Source organism: Corynebacterium sp. MSK006 (assembly GCF_030232385.1).
Classification (GTDB): domain Bacteria; phylum Actinomycetota; class Actinomycetes; order Mycobacteriales; family Mycobacteriaceae; genus Corynebacterium; species Corynebacterium frankenforstense_A.
Window position 1 is genome coordinate 190,662 of the sequence record NZ_JASPJZ010000001.1, and the last position, 15,769, is coordinate 206,430.

Genomic DNA, 15,769 nt, shown 5'->3' on the forward strand with positions numbered 1-15,769 from the left:
CATGACTGCCGCGATGTATGACCTGATGGACTTCGACGAGGTCCTGGAGACCTTCGATCCCGTGATGGGCCTGGAGGTCCACGTCGAGCTGGCCACCGAGACCAAGATGTTCTCGGCCTCGTCCGCCCACTTCGGCGCCGCGCCGAACACCCACGTCGACCCGACCTCCCTGGGCCTGCCCGGCGCCCTGCCGGTGGTCAACGCCACGGGCGTGGAATGGGCCATCAAGATCGGTCTCGCGCTCAACTGCGAGATCGCCGAGTCCTCGCGCTTCGCCCGGAAGAACTACTACTACCCGGACCAGCCGAAGAACTACCAGATCTCCCAGTACGACGAGCCGATCGCCCACGACGGCTACCTCGACGTCGTCCTCGACGACGGCACCGAGTGGCGCGTGGAGATCGAGCGCGCCCACATGGAGGAGGACACCGGCAAGCTGACCCACATCGGCGGCGAGGGCGGCCGTATCCGCGGCGCCACGAAGTCGCTGGTGGACTGCAACCGTGCCGGCGTGCCGCTCATCGAGATCGTCACCAAGCCCATCGAGGGCGCCGGCGAGCGCGCCCCCGAGGTCGCCCGCTGCTACGTCGCCGCCCTGCGCGACCTGGTCAAGGCCCTCGGCGTCTCCGACGCCCGCATGGACCAGGGCTCGATGCGCTGCGACGCCAACCTCTCCCTGCGCCCGATCGGCCAGGAGGAGTTCGGCACCCGCACCGAGACCAAGAACATCAACTCGCTGAAGTCCGTCGAGCAGGCCATCCGCTTCGAGATGCAGCGCCAGGCCGCCGCTATCCAGAACGGCGAGGAGATCGTCCAGGAGACCCGCCACTACCAGGAGGCCGACGGCTCGACCGCCAAGGGCCGCCCGAAGGAGACCAGCGAGGACTACCGCTACTTCAACGACCCGGACCTGCCGCCGGTCATCGCCCCGCGCGAGTGGGTCGAGGAGATCCGCGCCGGCCTGCCGGAGCTGCCCTGGGTGCGCCGCGCGCGCATCCAGGAGGAGTGGAAGCTCTCCGACGAGGAGATGCGCGACCTGGTCAACACCGGCGCGCTCGACCTCGTCGTCGAGACCGTCGAGGCCGGCGCCAGCGCCGATGAGGCCCGCTCCTGGTGGGGCTCCTACCTGACCGGCAAGGCCAACGAGGCCGGCGTCGAGCTGGCCGCCGTCGGCATGGAGCCGAAGCAGGTCGCGCGCGTGGCCGAGCTGGTCCGCGAGGGCAAGCTGACCACCAAGCTGGCCCGCCAGGCCGTCGACGGCGTCATCGCCGGCGAGGGTGACGTCGACGAGGTCGTCGCCGCCCGCGGCCTCGAGGTCGTCCGCGACGACGGCGCGATCGAGAAGGCCGTCGACGACGCCCTTGCCGCCAACCCGGACATCGTGGAGAAGTACCGCGCCGGCAACAAGAAGGTCACCGGCGCCATCGTCGGCGCCGTCATGAAGGCCACCCGCGGCAAGGCCGACCCGAAGCATGTCAACCAGCTCATCGCCAAGAAGCTGAGCTAGGCCCGAATAGCCGCCCGCCCGGCGGCCCCGGCACCGCGCGGGGGCGCCGGATTCCCGCGTATCAGGGCGCTTTTATATGGTCTCCGCGCGCCCGCCCGGGAGCGGCGCGTTATCAAATTGTTACAAAATTCAATATGAGTGTCGGTGTCACTGGTCACAACGGTGGATAGGCCTACCAAACCTACTCAAATCCGTGGTGTTAACTGGGTGTTTCATGGGGGCCTCGCTATGGTTAGCCAGGTTGCGCGGGAGCCCGCCGCGCCGACGACGCCTGTTTCTGTTCCCTATAGCGACCCGCGGGCGGGGTCGTACGAGGACTCTTCACCCCAGTGAACGTCAGACGCACAATCTCCATCGCACTCGCCTTCGTCGGCCTGCTGGTCGGCGCCGGCTTCGCCACCGGGGCGGAGGTGATCCAGTACTTCCTCTCGCACGGCTCCGCCGGGCTCTGGGGCGCGCTGATGGCCGGTGTTATCATGTCCGTCGCCGGTGCCGTCATCCTGCAGCTGGGCAGCTACTTCCTGGCCGACCAGCACAACCGCGTCTTCCGTAACGTCGCCCACCCGGTCGTGTCGAAGTTCCTCGACATCTCCGTGATGGTCACCCTCTTCGCCTTCGGCTTCGTCATGCTCGCCGGCGCCGGCTCCAACGTGGAGCAGCAGTTCGGCATCCCGGCCTGGCTCGGCTCGGGCATCATGACCGCCCTGGTGATCTTCGTCGGCATGTTCGACGTCGACAAGGTCAGCGAGGTCATCTCCGCGATCACCCCGGCGATCATCGTCGCCGTGGTCGTCGTCTTCGTCTACACCATGTTCAACCTGCCCGGTGACTTCTCCCTCCTCAACGAGGTCGCCCTGCAGCAGGACTCGCCGATCTCGCCCTGGTGGCTCTCGGCCCTGAACTACTGCGGCCTCGCCCTGATCCTGGGCGTGTCGATGTGCCTGGTCATCGGCGGCAACTACGCCTCCCCGAAGGAGGCCGGCGTCGGCGGGCTGTCCGGCGGCATCCTCTACATGGTCCTGATGCTCATGGCCGCGTCCTCGCTGTACCTGAACATGGCCGCCGTCGGCGACTCCGACGTGCCCATGCTCGCGATGTTCGAGAACATGCACCCGATCGCCGGCTTCCTGATGTCGCTGGTCATCTTCGCGATGATCTTCAACACCTGCATCGGCATGTTCTACGCGCTGGGCAAGCGCATCACCGTCGGCCAGGAGAACCGCTACCGGCCGTACTACATCGTGCTCTGCCTGATCGGCTACGTGGTCAGCTTCGTCGGCTTCGACTCTCTGATGAGCTCCGTCTACCCGATCATCGGCTGGCTGGGCATGGCGCTCGTCGTCGTCCTGGTCGCCTGGTGGATCAAGAACCGCAAGCGCATCTACGAGGAGATCACCCGCCGCGAGCGCATCTACGAGCTCGCCTACAACCGCGAGCACCCCGACGAGGAGTTCAGCCGCGCCGACGCCAGGGAGCTCGACGAGGCACTGGACGATTCCTCGGTCACGTCCGACTCCCTGCGCGAGACCATCGTCGTCGAGGTCGCGGACGACCTGCTCAACGACGACGAGGTCGACTACGAGCCGGAGGGCAAGGTCGCCCAACTGCTCGACGAGTCCGAGAAGTCCGACTTCTCGCTCGAGGACTCCGGGAAGGCCGACGCTGAGGCAGACGCTGACACCACGGCAGAGACCACCACCGACGGCGCGGGGACCGGCGATGCCGGCTCGCACGCCGTCGGCAATAAGTAGCGCAACCTCGCGCCGGGCAGTCACCGGCACGCAGACGGTGACGCCGCGGGCGTCGGGAATCGATCGGATTTCCGGCGCCCGTTTCCGCTTTCCGACGCCGCGCGTGGAGACGTCGACAGGAAGTGCGCAGACGGGGACAATGGGTCCCATGACCTATCAACCGAGAAGTGACCGCTACGACGACATGCCCTACCGCCGGGTGGGCCGCTCCGGGCTGAAGCTGCCCGCGGTCTCGCTGGGCTTCTGGCACAACTTCGGCGACGACAAGCCGCTGTACCGCCAGGCCGCCATCATGCACCGCGCCTTCGACCGCGGGGTGACCCACTTCGACCTGGCCAACAACTACGGCCCGCCCAACGGCTCGGCCGAGGAGAACGTCGGGCGCATCCTCGCCCGCGACTTCGCCGGGCACCGCGACGAGCTGATCATCTCCTCGAAGGCCGGCTGGGTGATGAATGACAGCCCCTACGGCTTCGGTGGCTCGCGCAAGTACCTGGTCAGCTCGCTGGACGCCTCGCTCAAGCGCCTCGGGCTCGACTACGTCGACATCTTCTACCACCACCGCCCGGACCCGGAGACCCCGCTGGAGGAGACCATGCGCGCGCTGCGCGACATCGTCGCCCAGGGCAAGGCGCTCTACGTGGGCATCTCCTCCTACGGGCCCGAGCTGACCCGCGAGGCCGTGGAGATCATGGAGCGCGAGGGCTGCCCGCTGACCATCCACCAGCCCAGCTACTCGATCCTGAACCGCTGGGTCGAGCAGCCCGGCGAGGCCGGCGAGAACCTGCTCGACGCGGCGGCCGGCTCCGGGCTCGGGGTCATCGCCTTCTCGCCGCTGGCACAGGGCCTGCTCACCGACCGCTACCTCGACGGGGTGCCCGCCGACTCGCGCGCGGCGGCCGGCAAGTCGCTCAGCTCCGAGATGCTCAGCGAGGACAATCTGGCGATGGTGCGCCGCCTCAACGGGATCGCGGAGAAGCGCGGGCAGACGCTGGCCCAGATGGCGATCGCCTGGATCCTGCGCGACCAGGGCGAGGCCACGGTGACCTCCGCGCTGGTGGGCGCGTCCTCGGTGAAACAGCTCGACGCGAACATCGACGCGCTGGGCAACCTCGAGTTCAGCGAGGAGGAGCTCGCCGAGATCGACGCCGCCGCCCACGACGCCGGCATCAACATCTGGGCCGGTGCGACGGCCTCGCGCACCCACCGCTGAGTCAGCGGCGGGGCCGTCACATGGTGACCAGGCGCCAGACCAGGAAGACGAGGATGACGCCGAAGGCACCGTTGAGCACCCGCCACACCCGCGGGCTGGACAGCGGCCCGGACAGCAGGCCCGCACCGTAGCCGACGCCGACGAACCACACCGCCGAGGCCCCCAGGCAGCCGGTGATGAACCACCACGCGCCCGGGTCGCCGTACTGGTGGGCGATGCCGCCGATCATGACCAGGCTGTCCAGGTAGGCCCCCGGGTTGAGCCAGGTCAGCGCGATCGCGGCGAGCATCGGCTTGAGCCAGACCGGCCGGTGGCCGGCCCCGTGCCCGGCGTCGTCGCCCGCGTCGCGCGGCCCCTGCGGGGCGGGGCCCCGCTCGCGGGTGCCCACCGCGGTCGAGCCGGTGCAGTTGCCGTCGACCGTGTCGCCGCTTTCCGACGCCGCGCCGCTCACCGTCGTGCGTGAACTCACGGTGGTGCCTGTGGTCGCCGCGTACCCCTCGGCGGCGACCGCCTCCGGCTCGGCCTCCTCGACCACGGAGAGCGGCTGCTCGCGCTCCTTCTTCGGGCGCAGGCAGTCGCGGAAGGAGGTGAAGGCGAACCAGGAGAGGTAGGCCGCGCCCACCCAGCGCAGCACGTCGAGCGCGGCGGGGAAGGCCTCGGTGAGCTTGCCCACCCCCAGCACGCCGGCGACGAAGAGGATCGCGTCCGAGAAGAAGCAGACGAGGACGACGGCCGTGATGCCCTCGCGTCGGATGCCCTGCTTGATCAGCAGGATGTTCTGCGGGCCCATCGCGACGATCAGCGAGATGCCCAGCAGGAAACCGGCGAGGACGATGGAGGTCGCGGACGTGGTCATGGGCCTGAGTGTGCCGCCGGGGCACATTGAAGTCCAGGTAAGCATCTTGAACCTGGTGAAGAACTGCTTAACTGCGCAGTCCGGGCGCACCCTTTCGCGCTGGCCGGGCGGTCGCGGCGCCGCCGCCTCGGCGCCGATCTATGTCAGAGATCACATCCGCGGATGCACTACGCTGGCTCGGGTGAACCCGACGCACCTGGAGACCCTCCTCGCACTGGTCGAGGAGGGCAGCTTCGAGGCCGCCGCCGCGGCCCTCGGCGTGACACCGTCCGCGGTCAGCCAGCGGATCAAGGCCATGGAGCGCGACGCGGGCCGCGTGCTCGTGCGCCGCACCAGCCCGGTCGGGGTGACCGACGCCGGTGAGGTCCTCGTGCAGGCCGCCCGCCGCATGGCCCTGCTGCAGGCGGAGGCCGAGTCGCAGCTCAGCGGTCGGCTCGCGCGCGTGCCGCTGTCGATGGCCGTCAACGCCGACTCGCTGGCCACCTGGTTCCGCCCCGTCTTCGCCGCCGCGGCCGCCTGGGGCGACGTCGCGCTGCGCCTTCGCGTCGAGGACGAGGCGCACACGCTCGCGCTGCTGCGCCGCGGCGACGTCATCGGGGCCGTCACCCGCGAGCCGCGGGCCGTGTCCGGCTGCGAGGTCGTCGCCCTCGGGGTGATGCGCTACCGGGCGGTGGCCACCCCGGAGCTGCGGGCGCGCTATTCCACGCACGAGGGAATGGACTGGGCGCACATGCCGGCGCTGCGCTTCGGGCCGACCGACGCGCTCCAGGACGACGACCTGACCGGTAGGCTCGGCCGGCGCGTGCCGCGGCGGCGCCGGATCAGTCACGTACCCAGCTCCGAGGCCTTCGTCGAGGCAGCCCGGGCCGGGCTCGGCTGGGCGCTTCTGCCCGAGCCGCAGGCCCGCCCGCTGCTGCTCGAGCGCGAGCTGGTCGCCCTCGACGAGCAGGTGCTCGAGGTGCCGCTGTACTGGCAGTGCTGGCGCCTCGAGTCCCGGGTGCTCGGTCAGCTGACCGACGCGGTCGTCGCCGCGGCCGCCGAGATGGACTGAGCTTGCCCTAGGCGGACAAGTCCGGGTTCTTGACTTCCTCGCCCGCGGGTACCGGCCCGGGCAGGGTCACGCCCTCGTCGAAGGGGGTGCCGGGCAGCTCCTCGCGCCCGTGCGGGGTGTTTAGCCCGGTCATGTCCGGGCCCAGCGGCACGACGCCAGTGGGGTTGACGTCGGTGTGCACCGCGTAATAGTGCTGCTTGATCTCGAGGATGTCGGTGGTGTCGCCGAAACCGGGGGTCTGCCACAGGTCGCGCAAGTAGCCCCACAGTGCGGGCATCTCGGTGATCTTGTTGCGCGAGGCCTTGAAGTGGCCGTGGTAGACGGGGTCGAAGCGCACCAGGGTGGGGTAGAGGTAGATGTCCGCGAGCGTGATGTGCTCGCCGACCAGGTAACGGCGCCCGCTCAGTCGCTCCTCGAGCCAGTCCAGTGCCGTCCACAGCCGGTGGTAGGCGGACTTGTAGGCCTCCTGGGAGCCGGCGAAGCCGCAGCGGTAGACGCCGTTGTTGACCTCGGTGTAGACCCGCTTGGCCACCGCGTCGATCTCTTCGCGCAGCTCGGCGGGGTAGAGGTCCGGCGCGCCCTCGCGCGCCAGCCCGCGCCACTGGTCGTTGAAGTCGACGGGGATGGTGGGGAAGTCGTTGGTGACCACCTTGCCGCTGGCGACCTCGACGAGCGCCGGCACGGTGATCCCGCGCGGGTACTCGGGGAAGCGGGCGAGGTAGGCGTCCTGCAGGCGCGGGACGCCGAGCGCCGGGTCCACGCCCTCGGGGTCCAGGTCGAAGCGCCACGAGCGCTTGTCGTGGGTGGGTCCGGCCAGCCCCAGCGAGATCGCGTCCTCGAGTCCGAGCAGGCGCCGGGCGATGATGGTGCGGTGCGCCCACGGGCAGGCCCTGGCGCCGATCAGGCGGTAGCGGCCGGCCTCGACCGGCCAGTCGAAGGCGCCGTCCTCGCGGGCGCGCGGCGCGGAGCCCGGCGCCAGGTCGGCGGTCAGGCGGTCGGTGATGTAGGTCGTGTCGCGGACGAACTCGCCGTCCGGGGAGGCGTTCTTCGCGTCGCCGGCCCAGTCCTCGTCGTGTGCCATGGTGCAGACTCTCTTCTAGGTGATATGTCAACAAAGATAGCTTGACGACGTCGCGCCTGCAAGGGATGTGCGCGTGATCGGACGGTCGTGCGGGCGGTGGTGCCGCGCGTCGCGCGGCGTTGTTAACGTTCTATTCATCATGAAGAAGTTCCTCACCGCGCTCTCCGCGGTCTTCGTCCTCTCCCTGGTCATCGCGGCCAAGGACGCCCCGCCCCCGGGCGCCGAGCGCGAGGTGCAGACCACCGCCGCGCAGGCGACGGCCACGCAGCCCACGGTGACGGTGACGGAGACGCCGGCCGACGCGACGTCGGAAAGCGGGCCCGCGCCGAGCGTGACGGCGACCCCGAGGCCGTCGACGTCGGAAAGCGAGGAGGCGGACGGTGTCTCTGCGCTGCTCGCGGGCCTGGAGGTCAAGGGCAAGGCGCCGCGCACGGGCTACGAGCGCGAGGAGTTCGGGCAGCGGTGGAGCGACGACGTCACCGTCGAGTTCGGGCACAACGGCTGCGACACGCGCAACGACATCCTGCGCCGCGACCTGCGCGAGCTCGAGGTGCGCCCGGGCACGCACGGGTGCGTGGCGCAGTCAGGGCTGCTCGACGAGCCCTACACCGGCGAGGTGCGCCGCTTCGACCGCGGCACCGACGAGGCCTCGCGCATCCACATCGACCACGTGGTCGCCCTGGCCAACGCGTGGGAGACCGGCGCCCAGTTCTGGGACGCCGAGACCCGGCGCAACTTCGCCAACGACCCGCGCAACCTCCTGGCCGTCGACGGCTCGGCAAACCAGTCCAAGGGCGCGGGGGACGCGGCGACTTGGCAGCCACCGAACAAGGCCTTCCGCTGCGACTACGCCACCCGCCAGGTCGAGGTGAAGGCGGCCTACGGGCTGTGGGTGACCCCGGCGGAGAAGGACGCGCTCGAGCGTGAACTCGGGCGCTGCCCCTCCCGCGCGGCAGCCCCGTGAGAAGGTGTTCACCGCCTAATCTGTGGGACATGAGCGAGAAAAACGACCGGGCCGGATCCCAGCCGCTCGACGACGACTTCGACGACCTGGACCTGCCCACCTACGACCCCGACAAAGACGCCAAGACCTCCCGCCCCGCCCGCGGCTCGGGCGCCGGCTCGACGCGGCTCTCCCGGCGCGACGCCGACAAGGCCGACAAGGCGGACAAGGATGGCAAGGACGGCGAGGCCGACAAGGAGGAGGCCGCGCACCCGCGGCGCCGTCCGCGCCGGACGGACCCTTACGCACGCACCGGCCGGGCCGCGCCCCAGTCGATCCCGCCGCGCTCGCCGGAGCCGGAGAAGCGCCCGGCCGCCGGCACTGACGCCGACTCCGCCGAGACGGAGTTCCTCGACCGGCCGGCCGCCGGTGCCACGGCGCGCCCGGACCGCTCCGAACCGCTGGCCTCCGACGCCCCGACGAGCACCCGCGACGAGGGCCGCGGCCTGCGCAGCCTGCGTAGGCGCCGCGGTGAGGAGGAGGCCCCGGAGACGACGGTCATGCCGGCCGGCGACTCCACCGAGACCCTCGACATCGGACCGACCGCCGTCGGCGCCGCGGGTGCCGGGGCCGGTGCCGGCGGCGCCGCGACCGTCGCTGATGAGCGCGCCCTGGACGACGAGGAGGTCATCGCCCCCGGTGACCTCGGCAGGCTCGAGGAGGAGCCGTTGGACGCCACGCGCCGCGGCACCACCGACTTCGGCCTGTTCCTGCTGCGCCTGTTCGTCTCGGCGTTCCTCATCCTGCACTCGCTGACGGTCTTCTTCCGCCTCGACGGCGGCGAGGGTCTGGCGGGCCTGGAGGCCGACTACGCCAACTACGCCTGGTCGGGCATTCTGTCGGTGGCCGTGCCGGCCGCCGAGCTCGCCGCCGGCGTCTTCCTGCTGCTCGGCCTGATCACTCCGCTGTTCGCCGCCGTGGGCATCGTGGCCGTCGGCTTCTCCGCGCTGCACGCGATCTTCAACGCCGGTGCCGGCCTCGACGTGTTCAACTGGCCGGCCGACGTCTGGCTGCCGCTGGTGCTCGGCGGGGCGCTGATCGCCCTGCAGTTCACCGGTCCGGGCACCTGGGCGGTCGACTACCCGCGCGGCTGGGCCCGCCGCCCGCTGGCCAGTTCGTGGATCTTCATCGTCGTCGCAGTCGTGGCGCTCGGCGCCCTGTGGTGGTTCGGCGCGGGGGTCAACCCGTTCTGATCCGGCGCCTCGTCTGATCCGGTACGTCGAGACGTTCCCGCCGCCGGGCCCCGCGCCCGGGGCAGCGTGAGAAACGCCGGCCCGTTGCGGGCCGGCGTTTTCGTGTGTCCGGGGCGGCCTTCAGCGGCCGCCGGGGAGGGGCAAGGCGGGTCAGCGGGCGGCCGTGGCGCCCGCGGCCTCTGTGGTCTCCGGGGTGCCGGTCGCGGTGTCCGGGCTGCGGACCAGGTGGACGGTGAGCACGGCCAGGAAGGCGAGGGCCAGCCAGACCGAGTCGCTGACGAGGACGCGGGCGAGAAAGCTCAGCTCGGTGAAGTCGATGCCGTCGCCGTAGGCCCACTTCAGCGGCCTGGTCAGAAGCAGCAGTGCCCACAGGCCCACCACGGCGGCCACGCCGCGGGCGGGCCGGGTCGACGAGAGCACCCGGTAGGCGGCCACGGGGAAGAACAGGCCCAGCCAGACCCAGTGGTGCGACCAGCTGATCGGGGAGATCAGCAGCATCACCAGCGCGTTAACCAGCCAGGCGTCGGTGTCCCAGCCGCGTGTGATCAGTCGGTGCATCAGCCAGGCGCCCCAGGCGATCACGGCCAGCGAGAGCACCAGCCAGAGGACGTTGACCAGCGTGTCATTGGCGGTGAGCCACTCGTGCGTCGGCGCGAAGCGCATGATCATCGCCTTGATCGAGCTGTTGGAGGTGTAGGTCGGGTCCACCCCGATCTCGCCGCCGCCGCCCATGCCGAGCAGGATGTCGCCGAAGAACTCCTTGGTCTGGTCCCAGCGGATCACCGCACCGAGCGCGGTGGCGGCAAGCGCGGAGACCGCGGCGGAGAGGATCGGCCGGATCTGACGCTTGACCAGGAAGTACAGCAGCATCGCCGCCGGCGAGAGCTTGATGGCCACCGCCAGGCCGATCAGCCAACCCTGCGGCAGGTACCGCTTGCGCGGCACCAGGTCGAGCACGACGAGCGCCATGATCACGACGTTGATCTGGGCGAACTCGCCGTTGAGCACCAGCGGCTCGAGCGCCATGGACGCGGGCCAGGAGACGGCCGTCAGCGGCAGCACCCAGTCGCGCTCGCGCACCACGGCGCGCAGCACGAGGTGGAGGCACAGCAGGACCAGCAGTCCGGAGAGGACGACCATCAGGTCGCCGGCGGCGCGGTGGCTGAGCCACGTCGGGGCGAAGGGGGAGAGGGCCAGCGCCCCGAAGGGCGGGTAGATGAACGGCAGCTTGATGCCGTCGACGTCCATCATCTGCGAGTAGAGCTCGCCGCCGGAGAGGAACGCGCGCACGCCCTCCCGGTAGACGGCCATGTCCAGCGCGTAGTCGAGGACACGGGTGTCCTCCGGGTAGCCGAAGGCCCGGACGCGTTGGGCGGTGACCGCCAGCCCGGTCGCCATCCCGATGAGGATGATGAGGCGGCGCAGGGCGGCCAGGGGTGCCGTGCGGGAATCCGTGGTGTTCGAGTGAACCGGCATGGGTAGACAGATTACCGCCCGCGGGCGCGTGTCCGCCCACCGGCGCGCGCCCGGGGCAGCGCCCGGGTGGCGGCCGTCGTCGGCCGTCACCCGGCCGTCGCCGGGCGACTAGCGCTCGTCGGGCAGCTGGCGCACGGCGCCCTTGTCGGCCGAGGTGGCCATCGCGGCGTAGGCGCGCAGTGCGCGGGAGACCTTTCGCGGGCGGTCGACCGGGGTCCACGGCTTCTCGCGGGCCTCCATGGCGGCGCGGCGCCTGGCGATCTCGGTCTCGTCGAGGTCCAGGTTGATCTCGCGGCCGTGGACGTCGATGGAGATCGGGTCGCCGTTCTCGATCAGGCCGATCAGGCCGCCGTGGGCGGCCTCCGGGGACATGTGGCCGACCGACAGGCCCGAGGAGCCGCCGGAGAAGCGGCCGTCGGTGATCAGCGCGCACTTCTTGGCCAGGCCCGAGCCCTTCAGGAAGGACGTCGGGTGCAGCATCTCCTGCATGCCCGGTCCGCCCGAGGGGCCCTCGTAGCGGATGGCCAGGACCTCGCCGGGGACGATGTCGCGGTTGAGGATGGCGGAGACCGCCTCCTCCTGGGACTCGAAGACGTGGGCGGGGCCGGTGAACTTCCACAGCGACTGGTCGACACCGGCGGACTTGATCACCGCGCCGTCGGGGGCGAGGTTGCCGCGCAGGATGACCAGGCCGCCGTCGGCGGTGTAGGCGTGCTCGACGTCGTGGATGCAGCCGTCGACTGGGTCCAGGTCCAGCTCGTCCCAGCGGTTGTCCTGGGAGAACGGCTCGGTGGTGCGCACCCCGCCCGGGGCGGCGTGGTAGAGCTCGAAGGCCTCGTCGGTGGCCTTGCCGCCGCGGATGTCCCAGTCGTCCAGCCACTCGTCCAGGCTCGGGTAGGCCACGGTGTGGACGTCCTCGTGGAGCTTGCCGGCGCGGCGCAGCTCGCCGAGGAGGGCGGGGATGCCGCCGGCGCGGTGGACGTCCTCCATGTGGTAGTTCGAGTTCGGCGCGACCTTGGACAGGCACGGGATGTCGTAGGACAGCGCGTCGATGTCGGCCAGGTCGAAGTCGACCCCGCCCTCCTGGGCGGCGGCCAGGATGTGCAGGACCGTGTTGGTCGAGCCGCCCATGGCCATGTCCAGCGACATGGCGTTCTGGAAGGCGTGCTTGGTGGCGATCGAGCGCGGCAGGACGGACTCGTCCTCCTGGCCGTAGTAGCGGTCGCACAGCTCGACCACACGGCGGCCGGCCTCCTCGAAGAGGCGGCGGCGCGCGGCGTGGGTGGCCAGCGTGGAGCCGTTGCCCGGCAGCGACAGGCCCAGGGCCTCGGTCAGGCAGTTCATGGAGTTGGCGGTGAACATCCCGGAGCAGGACCCGCAGGTCGGGCAGGCGAAGTTCTCCACCTGGGCCAGGCCCTCGTCGGAGACCTGGTCGCTGGCGGAGGCGGACATCGCGGTGATCAGGTCGGTCGGGGCGTGGGCCACGCCGTCGACGACGACGGCCTTGCCGGCCTCCATCGGGCCGCCGGAGACGAAGACGGCGGGGATGTTCAGCCGCATGGCGGCGTTGAGCATGCCCGGGGTGATCTTGTCGCAGTTGGAGATGCACACCATCGCGTCGGCGGTGTGGGCGTTGACCATGTACTCGACGGAGTCGGCGATGATCTCGCGGCTGGGCAGCGAGTAGAGCATGCCGCCGTGGCCCATGGCGATGCCGTCGTCGACGGCGATCGTGTTGAACTCCTTGGGCACGCCGCCGGCGGCGCGCACGGCGTCGGCGACGATCTCGCCGACGTTCTTCAGGTGGACGTGGCCGGGCACGAACTGGGTGTAGGAGTTGACGATCGCGACGATCGGCTTGCCGAACTCGTGCTCGCCGGTGCCGGTGGCGCGCCACAGGGCGCGGGCGCCGGCCGCGGAACGGCCGACCGTGGTGACTTTGGAACGCAGGGGAAACACTTCAGGGCTCCTGACTGGGGCGGGAGAGGATACGGGTGGGTGTCGGGCGGGCGTGGCGTGCGTCACGCGCGGGGTGCGCGGGCGACGTGTCGCGTCGGGAGGGGGTGCGCGGTGTGCGGGCACACCGCCCGTCCGGGGTCGGTGACGGGCCGTCGGGGGCTAGTCGCGGGGCTCGGGCCGGTCGGCCTCGGCGGGGGTGCGGCGGCCCTCACCGGAGCAGCCGGCCCGGCCTAGGTCCCCGGCCGCCCGGGAGGACCCGGCTACTCGGGTGCTCCCGGAGCCGCGGGATACCTCGGTGCCCTCGGACTCCTGGGCGTCGCCGGCGGCGGCCGAAGCCATGGGGCGTACCCGGCCGGCGTCGACGAGCTCGGCGAACTCCTCGCGGGTGACCAGGCGCTGGGTGCCGTCGGCGCGGGTGATGGTGACCATGTCGTCCACGGCCTCGCGCGCGGCGCTCAGCGCGTCGGTAATTCGTCCGCCCGACGCCTCGGCGAGGGCGGGGATCGAGTTGAAGGTGACCGCGGGCAGGACGAACTCGGAGCCGTCCCCGAGGCGGGCCACGGCACGCGGGCCGGTGAAGCCGACGCCGGCCAGCTCGTCCCAGGAAACCGAGCGGGCGGCGCGGAAGGCGTAGCGGGCGGTGATCCCGCCGACGCCGACGCGGGTGCGGGCGCGCAGGATCCACCACAGGTACGCGGCGGGGAAGATGAGGGTCCAGCCGAGCGCCAGCGGCGCCGACCCGATCGGGATAAGCATGATCACGGTCATGATCGCTCCGACGAGCAGGTGCGTGCGCTCGGGACGGAAGTCGACGGGGCGCTCGGCTGCGGAAGTCATGACGGCAATACTAGTCAGCCGTCGCGCCGCCTCCGACTCCGGACCCCGACCGCGCGTCGGAGTCCGCCTGGTCGCCGGTCGGCTCGGTCGGCGCGACGCTGGTCCGGTTGTTCTGGTTCGGGGAGCGGTCCTGCTGGTCGGGCCGCTGCGGCTCGGTCTGCCCGGCGCCCTCGCCCTGGGTGGGGGTGGCCTGGTCCTGCGGGGTCTCCTCGGCGGTGCCGGCGGTGGTGGTCGGCTGCGTGGTCTCCGGGTAGGACTCCTCGACGGTCCGCTCCTGCGTGGTCTCCGGGGTGGAGCTGACCGTCTCGTCGGTGCGGGGGGCCAGCCAGCCGTCGGAGCCCTCCCAGCCCTCGCCGGTCTGCACGGTCGAGGCCCACAGGAAGAGCAGCACCGCCATCGCCACGCCGAGCAGCGTGGTCGAGGGCCGCACCCGCCCGCCGAGGCTGAGCAGCCCGGTGTGGCGCTCGGCGTCGGCCTCCTCGTCGAGGGCGTCCTCGCCGGCCTGCTTCTGCGCGGCCGGGTCGTCCTCGGCGGAGACCGGTGAGACGGGCTTGGCCGGGCCCGAGTGGGCGGGCATGGAGCGCGTCTGCGCGTCGATTTCCGACGTCGCGTCCGCGCCGCCGGAGGCGGCGACGGCACCGTCGGCAACCACCGCACCGTCTCCGGCCACGGTGCCGGGCGCGGCGTCGTCAATAACGGGGGAGCCGCCGGCGGCGTTGTGGCGCTCGGCGGCGGTGAACAGCGCGGTCGGGGGAGCGGCGTCGCGGTTGTGGGCCAGGTCGTGGTCGATCGGGGCGCCGGTGACACTCGGGGCGGCGCCGTACTCGTCCCAGAACTCGTCGAGGATGGCGGTGCGCATCGCGCGCTCGACGGCCCACTGCGCGCCGGCCGAGGAGGTGACCATCAGGCGGACCGACATCGTCCACGGGGTGCCCACGGTGCTCGGCGGGGTGACGTCGACGGCGGGCTGGACGACGAGCTCGTCGAGGACGTCGTCGCGGATCTCCTCGCGGTGCAGCGCGCGGGTGGCGGCGGCCTCGGCTCGGTCGATCGCCTCCTCGGTCGAGTGGGAGCTGCGCAGCGGGATCGGCATGGTCACCACAGCGCGCGACCAGTACTGCGAGGAGTTCACGCAGACCTTCGGCGTCGAGTTCGGGATGGTGATCGTCTCCTGGGCCAGCGTGCGGATCCTGGTGGCGCGCAGGGTGATGGAGATGACCGTGCCCTCGACCTCCACGCCGGAGCCCTCGAAGCGCACCCAGTCGTTGATGCCATACTGCTTCTCGGTGAGGATGAAGAACCCGGCGAGGAAGTCGGCGATGATGCTCTGGGCGCCGAGGCCGAGGGCTGCGGAAACGACGGTGGCGGGGATGGCCGCGCCGGCCAGCGAGAAGCCGAGGGTGTTGAGGAAGAACACCATCAGCAGGAAGTAGGCGACCAGCTGGCCGATGTAGACCGCCGCGGTGGTCAGCGCCAGCGAGGTCTTGCCCTCCTGCTGCTCCTGGGAGCTCTCGATGCGCGTGTTGATCTCGCGGATGAGGAAGCGCCCCAGGCGGGGCACCATCAGGGCGGCGACGGTGATCAGGGCGAGCGTGATGCCCTTCTCGGCGATCCACGCCCACATCACCGTCAGGATGTATCCGATCGGCATGTCGCCCACCCTAGCCGCGGGATCCCGGTCCGAGGCCCCGTCCAGGCGACTCCCCGGAAACCGGCACGCGGCTCCCGGCGGGCGGGGTGCGGGGGTGCCCCCGTTCCCGAGGGGTGACCGGATCGTCTCACCCCGCGGACCTGCGGTTCCATTCGTCGGGAGTGATTGCTGTCATGTCGCCCGGGGGTGGG

At 71.1% G+C, this 15,769-nt stretch carries 12 protein-coding genes; 6 read left to right on the forward strand and 6 right to left on the reverse strand.

Annotated elements, in window-relative coordinates; translation table 11 throughout:
- Position 1: 1 nt before the first annotated feature.
- The 3 genes from gatB to QQA02_RS00915 all read left to right on the forward strand — a co-directional run bounded on the left by gatB (position 2) and on the right by QQA02_RS00915 (position 4,471).
- Entirely contained in the window at positions 2-1,507 is a 1,506-nt protein-coding gene (gene gatB / locus QQA02_RS00905; protein ID WP_284862988.1) for an Asp-tRNA(Asn)/Glu-tRNA(Gln) amidotransferase subunit GatB, read from the forward strand.
- Between the two features lie 329 nt (positions 1,508-1,836).
- Positions 1,837-3,258, forward strand: a complete 1,422-nt coding sequence (locus tag QQA02_RS00910) for a YkvI family membrane protein (RefSeq protein ID WP_284862989.1) — start codon at positions 1,837-1,839, stop codon at positions 3,256-3,258.
- A gap of 139 nt (positions 3,259-3,397) precedes the next feature.
- Complete coding sequence (locus QQA02_RS00915; protein WP_284862990.1) at positions 3,398-4,471, forward strand: aldo/keto reductase; 1,074 nt, start codon at positions 3,398-3,400, stop codon at positions 4,469-4,471.
- Positions 4,472-4,487: 16 nt separating this feature from the next.
- Here the strand turns inward: QQA02_RS00915 and QQA02_RS00920 are convergent, their stop codons facing one another.
- Positions 4,488-5,327, reverse strand: coding sequence for a LysE/ArgO family amino acid transporter (locus tag QQA02_RS00920; RefSeq protein ID WP_284862991.1), 840 nt, complete (start codon positions 5,325-5,327; stop codon positions 4,488-4,490).
- A 181-nt stretch (positions 5,328-5,508) separates the two neighbouring features.
- On the opposite strand from QQA02_RS00920, the gene QQA02_RS00925 reads away from it, so the two are divergent.
- Entirely contained in the window at positions 5,509-6,378 is an 870-nt protein-coding gene (locus tag QQA02_RS00925) for a LysR family transcriptional regulator ArgP (RefSeq protein WP_284774143.1), read from the forward strand.
- A gap of 7 nt (positions 6,379-6,385) precedes the next feature.
- On the opposite strand, the gene QQA02_RS00930 is transcribed toward QQA02_RS00925, so the two are convergent.
- Complete coding sequence (locus QQA02_RS00930) at positions 6,386-7,459, reverse strand: glutathione S-transferase family protein (protein ID WP_284774145.1); 1,074 nt, start codon at positions 7,457-7,459, stop codon at positions 6,386-6,388.
- Between the two features lie 139 nt (positions 7,460-7,598).
- Here QQA02_RS00930 and QQA02_RS00935 point away from each other — a divergent pair, with 139 nt between their 5' ends.
- Together QQA02_RS00935 and QQA02_RS00940 are read left to right on the forward strand one after the other, a co-directional pair.
- Positions 7,599-8,423, forward strand: a complete 825-nt coding sequence (locus QQA02_RS00935; RefSeq protein ID WP_284774147.1) for an HNH endonuclease family protein — start codon at positions 7,599-7,601, stop codon at positions 8,421-8,423.
- Positions 8,424-8,452: 29 nt separating this feature from the next.
- Positions 8,453-9,655, forward strand: coding sequence for a DoxX family membrane protein (locus tag QQA02_RS00940; RefSeq protein ID WP_284862992.1), 1,203 nt, complete (start codon positions 8,453-8,455; stop codon positions 9,653-9,655).
- Positions 9,656-9,805: 150 nt separating this feature from the next.
- Here the strand turns inward: QQA02_RS00940 and QQA02_RS00945 are convergent, their stop codons facing one another.
- From QQA02_RS00945 to QQA02_RS00960, 4 genes are all read right to left on the reverse strand, one after another.
- Positions 9,806-11,131, reverse strand: a complete 1,326-nt coding sequence (locus QQA02_RS00945; protein WP_284774151.1) for a glycosyltransferase 87 family protein — start codon at positions 11,129-11,131, stop codon at positions 9,806-9,808.
- Between the two features lie 108 nt (positions 11,132-11,239).
- Positions 11,240-13,090: a dihydroxy-acid dehydratase gene (ilvD, locus tag QQA02_RS00950; protein WP_284862993.1), complete on the reverse strand. Its 1,851-nt coding sequence runs from the start codon at positions 13,088-13,090 to the stop codon at positions 11,240-11,242.
- A 159-nt stretch (positions 13,091-13,249) separates the two neighbouring features.
- Positions 13,250-13,927 (reverse strand): PH domain-containing protein, encoded by a 678-nt coding sequence (locus tag QQA02_RS00955; RefSeq protein ID WP_284862994.1) that lies wholly within the window; start codon positions 13,925-13,927, stop codon positions 13,250-13,252.
- 10 nt (positions 13,928-13,937) lie between these two features.
- On the reverse strand, positions 13,938-15,578 hold the full coding sequence (locus tag QQA02_RS00960; RefSeq protein ID WP_284862995.1) for a mechanosensitive ion channel family protein: 1,641 nt from the start codon (positions 15,576-15,578) through the stop codon (positions 13,938-13,940).
- Between the last annotated feature and the right edge of the window lie 191 nt (positions 15,579-15,769).

Coding starts and splice junctions, on each gene's coding strand:
- QQA02_RS00960 (WP_284862995.1), bottom strand. CDS start 15,578: ATGCCGATCGGATACATCCTGACGGTGATGTGGGCGTGGATCGCCGAG.
- gatB (WP_284862988.1), top strand. CDS start 2: ATGACTGCCGCGATGTATGACCTGATGGACTTCGACGAGGTCCTGGAG.
- QQA02_RS00955 (WP_284862994.1), bottom strand. CDS start 13,927: ATGACTTCCGCAGCCGAGCGCCCCGTCGACTTCCGTCCCGAGCGCACG.
- QQA02_RS00945 (WP_284774151.1), bottom strand. CDS start 11,131: ATGCCGGTTCACTCGAACACCACGGATTCCCGCACGGCACCCCTGGCC.
- QQA02_RS00935 (WP_284774147.1), top strand. CDS start 7,599: ATGAAGAAGTTCCTCACCGCGCTCTCCGCGGTCTTCGTCCTCTCCCTG.
- QQA02_RS00920 (WP_284862991.1), bottom strand. CDS start 5,327: ATGACCACGTCCGCGACCTCCATCGTCCTCGCCGGTTTCCTGCTGGGC.
- QQA02_RS00940 (WP_284862992.1), top strand. CDS start 8,453: ATGAGCGAGAAAAACGACCGGGCCGGATCCCAGCCGCTCGACGACGAC.
- QQA02_RS00915 (WP_284862990.1), top strand. CDS start 3,398: ATGGGTCCCATGACCTATCAACCGAGAAGTGACCGCTACGACGACATG.
- QQA02_RS00930 (WP_284774145.1), bottom strand. CDS start 7,459: ATGGCACACGACGAGGACTGGGCCGGCGACGCGAAGAACGCCTCCCCG.